This is a genomic window from Micromonospora sp. NPDC006766 (genome assembly GCF_040636055.1).
GTDB lineage: Bacteria > Actinomycetota > Actinomycetes > Mycobacteriales > Micromonosporaceae > Micromonospora.
Window position 1 is genome coordinate 1 of the sequence record NZ_JBEYIX010000114.1, and the last position, 4,250, is coordinate 4,250.

Consider the following 4,250-nt stretch of genomic DNA (forward strand, 5'->3'; position numbering starts at 1 on the left):
GCGACGAGGCGGAGAACGCGATCTTCGCCTACATCGACGGGTGGTACAACCGCGAACGCATCCAGAAGGACCTCGGCTGGCTGTCACCGGACGAGCACGAGGCCGCCTGGTATGCAAAGAACATCGATACGCCGAACCCCGTGAACACCACCCATGAGCAGGCTCTCGCCTGCTAACCAACCCTCCGCGTTATCGGGGGAACCTCACAACGGCAAGAGCGGATGTTTCATGCTTGCCGGCATACCAGCGTCGACGGGCTGCTGTGGTGGTCTACTCGCCTGCGTTTGCGTGGGTGAGTAGGCGGGCGGCCAGGGCGCGCACCTCGGCTTTGAGTTTGGCGGGCCGTTCGATGGTGAAGGGCCAGCCGAGCCCGGCCAGCATCTGGGCGGCGCCGTCGAGGTGTTCGGCTCGGGTGGTCAGCCGCACTCCGTCGGGGACCTCGGTGAGTGTGCCGACCGATGGAGGGATCCGCCGCCGTGCCTGGGCGAGGCTGGTGTGCAGCAGGACCGAGACGTCGTGGGCGTAGGGCACCGAGGCCAGGCCGGCAAGGACGTGTCCGGTGGGGTCGAACCCGGCCGGCACCTCGAACGTCCCGCCGGTGGCGCGAGTGGCGCCGATGCGGTCGAGTCGGAATGTTCGAACGGCTCCGCTGGCGTGGTCACGACCGGTGACGTACCAGCGGCCGTTGTGGAAGACCAGCCCATACGGGTCGAGGCCGCGCTCGCTGGAGCGGCCATGCCAGGTGGTGTACGTCAGCTGTACCGGGTGTCGGTGGCGGGCCGCCTCGGCGAGCACCAGCAGCACCTCGGTGCCGGGCGGGGCGGGCTGCCGGACCGGCCCGGTGACGTCCATGGTGACCAGTAGGGCGTCGATGCGCCGGGCAAGGGCGGCTGGCAGTACCCGGCGCAGTTTGGCGGCGGCGCTCTCGGCGGCCGCGTGATCGGCTGTGACCAGTCCCGCGCTGTGCCCGGCGGCAAGGCCGAGGGCAATGGCGACCGCCTCCTCCTCGGTGAGCATGAGCGGCGGCAACTTGTATCCGGGCGCGAGCCGGTACCCGCCATAGCGGCCACGGCGCGCCTCGACCGGGATGCCCAGGTCGAGGAGGTGGGCCGCGTAGCGGCGGACGGTGCGCTCGTCGACGCCGAGCCGGCGGGCCAGGTCGGCGACGCTGAATACGCCGCCCGACTGGAGGATCTCCAGCAGGGCCAGTACCCGCGCTGTCGGCCTGGCCAAAGAAGTCCTCCTAATCCGGGCGGAAACTGCCCGGTATTGACCGTAGCGTGCCGCGCATGACGACATTCGTACTGGTCCCCGGGTTCTGGCTCGGCGCCTGGGCCTGGCATTCGACGGCCGCTGAACTACGCCGGCACGGCCACGACGTGTACCCGATCAGCCTGACCGGCCTCGGGGAGCGCGCCCACCTGGCCCGTCCCGACACCGACTTCGACGTCCACGTCACCGACGTGGTCAACCTCCTGCGCTACGAGGACCTTCGCGACGTGGTCCTCGTCGGGCACAGCTACGCCGGCAGCGTGGTCACCGCGGCCGCCGACCGCGTCACCGACCGCGTCGCCCAATTGGTCTATGTCGACACCGGCCCGCTGCCCGACGGGGTGGCCCAGGTCGAGTTCACCCCGCCGGCCGAGCGCGAGCGCAACGCGGCATCGGTGGCCGACCACGGTGACGGGTGGCGGCTGCTGCCGCCGCCCTGGGCCGACTTGGCCGTCGGCGTGCCCGACGTGGATGACTCGATCGTCACGCTGCTGCGCGAGCGGTCGGTCGACCAGCCGTGGGCGACCGCCACCGCCCCGGTCCGGCTGACCGGGGCGTGGGAGAAACTGCCCAGACTCGGCGTGCTGTCGAGCTTCACCGCCGCGCAGGTGCAGGGGATGGTCGCGACAATGCCGCTGTACCGCCACATGGCCGGCGACGCGTGGCGCTACGAGGAACTGCCGACCTGGCATTGGCCGATGCTCAACCGGCCGGTCGAGATGGCCGCAATCCTGCACCACGCACGGCTAACGGCGTAACCGCCGCTGCCGGGTGACCCCACACCAGCTCACCCGGCAGCGGTACGCGGTCAACGACGGAACCGAACGACCCAGCCACGCCACCCAAAGCAACGCCCTCAACTCGGCACGTCCGGATGCAGGCACCGGCGATCGGTTACCTTCCGTGACGAGCGCTACGCGGCATGTCCGTGTATCACTCGAACGCGTTGATCTCTCTCCATGCAGCATCGACAACCGAGCTATATGCGTCAGACCCAAGCTCGGGGATCAGGCCATCGAGCGACGCGAGCAGGCGAGATACCACCTCGTTCTCTGCAGGATCGCGCGCTGGTAGAGCACCATCGAAGTCCGCGAACGAGATGACCTCTCGGATCGCGATGGCCTCGGCATAGGTCATGGAGAAGATGACCCTGCCCGTGTCGTCGAGTTCTGCGTGCACACGGACATCGTGCAGGATGCACGCTCATCGGCACGTCCGGACACTGGGTGGCGTCGGGAGCAGTCACCGTCTGTGGCACGCGGTCGGCAGCATGAGAGTGAACCTTCATGGCGCGTTGTGACGCGACCCTGCGACCCAGCCGCCTGCGAAGCGGGCGGCACATGAAGCCACGGCGCAGGGCGCTGGGGTAAGTCAGGCCCCAGCTGAGGTAGGTACTTGCGGATTTTGCCGGGCACGTGCGGCCGCTGGTCGCCGAGCGAGATGCCCAAGCGTCGGGAACTGGTTGGCGATCTCCAGCGTGGTGAGGGGGCCTGGCTGGCGCAATAGCTGTGTGATCAGGCGTTCGGGGCCAGATCGCTCACACTCCTGTTCGCGCAGCGAGCGCGTCGAGCGCTACCGCAACGCCTCTGCGAAAAGTAGACAGCCTCTGTTGCAGGTGGCCGTGGAAGGCCTTCCCGTCCGGGCAAACGGCAGCAGCGGTCGGGGAGAGCTGGCCATGGGTGCGCCGCTGCCCGTACAAGGGTGAAGTTGAGATCCGGTGGGTAGTGCTCGAGCCCAGCTGAGTGCGCCGTGCCGAGTCCGATGGCGAGGACTACCTGCGGACGCAGATTGCGCACCGATTAGGTTTCCGCGCCGTGCCCGTCTGTACGTGTGAGATCGACCTACGGGAGGCTGGCACGATGCGGAAACTGATCTTCGGTATGAACCTGAGCCTGGACGGCTACATCGCCGCGCCCGGCGACGACCTCGGCTGGAGCGTACCGAGCGACGAGCTGTTCCAGTGGTGGTCCGACCGGGTGGGGGCGACCAGCCTGGCGCTGTACGGGCGCAGACTGTGGGAGACGATGAGCTCCCACTGGCCGACCGCCGACCAGCAGCCCGGCGCCACACCGGCGCAGATCGAGTTCGCCCGTCGCTGGCGGGACATGCCGAAGGTGGTGTTCTCCTCGACGATCAGCACGGTGGACTGGAACACCCGCTTGGTCACCGGGGACGCGGTCACCGAGATCACCCGGCTCAAGGCCGAGGACGGCGGCCCCATGGACATCGGCGGCGCCACACTTGCCGCAGCGGCCATGCGGGCCGGCCTGATCGACGAGTACGTGCTGGTTACCGCACCGGCCTTGCTGGGCGGCGGCACGCCGTTCTTCACGGCCCTGGACAGCTGGGTGAACCTGAACCTGGTGGAGACGCGGACGTTTTCCGGCGGCGTGGTACTGACCCGATACGAGACGAGGCGATGAGCACGGGCCAGTTCCTGGGCTCGTAAGGCCAGGACGAAATCCTTCCCTGGCGTGCTCACACCGTGCCCCTCGACCTTGAGGGAACTTTCCCCGGCCCTTCCTTGCGTTCCGAGTGAGCTGTTGACCGACTTGCTGGAGATAAGGGCGACGGCGTCGTTGATCGTGACGATGTTCTTCGGGCATGAAGATGCCCCGCCGGCAACGCCGGCGGGGTGTCAACGGCCAATCAGATCTCCCCGTAGGCGGCCAGTAGTTTTCCCCGCTGGCGGCCACGGTTTTCTCCCCAGCGGCGGCCAGATAGTTCCCCGCCGTGGGGTGGTGCTGGGTTAGTGCAAGGCTTTGACGCCTTGTCCGGCGGTGGCTTGGTTGAACCGGTAGCTGTCACCCTGGGTCACGACGACGTGGGCGTGGTGCAGGAGCCGGTCGACGGTGGCGGTGGCCAGGGTCTTGGGCATGATCTCGTCGAAGCCAGACGGGTGCAGGTTCGAGCTGACCGCGAGGCTGCGCCGTTCATAGGCGGCGTCGACGAGGCGGTAGAAGCCTTCGGCGGCGTCC

General features: G+C 68.1%; 6 protein-coding genes. 3 read left to right on the forward strand and 3 right to left on the reverse strand.

Annotated elements, in window-relative coordinates; translation table 11 throughout:
• On the forward strand, positions 1-176 hold a 176-nt coding region (locus tag ABZ671_RS32445; protein ID WP_357865322.1), incomplete at its 5' end, for an IS3 family transposase.
• 94 nt (positions 177-270) lie between these two features.
• Here the strand turns inward: ABZ671_RS32445 and ABZ671_RS32450 are convergent.
• Entirely contained in the window at positions 271-1,233 is a 963-nt protein-coding gene (locus ABZ671_RS32450; protein ID WP_357865306.1) for a YafY family protein, read from the reverse strand.
• A 56-nt stretch (positions 1,234-1,289) separates the two neighbouring features.
• Here ABZ671_RS32450 and ABZ671_RS32455 point away from each other — a divergent pair, with 56 nt between their 5' ends.
• Positions 1,290-2,030: an alpha/beta hydrolase gene (locus ABZ671_RS32455; protein ID WP_357865309.1), complete on the forward strand. Its 741-nt coding sequence runs from the start codon at positions 1,290-1,292 to the stop codon at positions 2,028-2,030.
• 175 nt (positions 2,031-2,205) lie between these two features.
• Here the strand turns inward: ABZ671_RS32455 and ABZ671_RS32460 are convergent, their stop codons facing one another.
• Positions 2,206-2,451 carry a hypothetical protein gene (locus tag ABZ671_RS32460; RefSeq protein ID WP_357865312.1) on the reverse strand — a complete coding sequence of 82 codons (246 nt, stop codon included), beginning with the start codon at positions 2,449-2,451 and terminating at the stop codon, positions 2,206-2,208.
• Positions 2,452-3,131: 680 nt separating this feature from the next.
• Here ABZ671_RS32460 and ABZ671_RS32465 point away from each other — a divergent pair.
• Positions 3,132-3,695 (forward strand): dihydrofolate reductase family protein, encoded by a 564-nt coding sequence (locus ABZ671_RS32465; RefSeq protein ID WP_357865316.1) that lies wholly within the window; start codon positions 3,132-3,134, stop codon positions 3,693-3,695.
• Positions 3,696-4,021: 326 nt separating this feature from the next.
• On the opposite strand, the gene ABZ671_RS32470 is transcribed toward ABZ671_RS32465, so the two are convergent.
• The coding region (locus tag ABZ671_RS32470) for an ATP-binding protein (RefSeq protein WP_357865319.1) at positions 4,022-4,250 on the reverse strand (229 nt) is incomplete at its 5' end.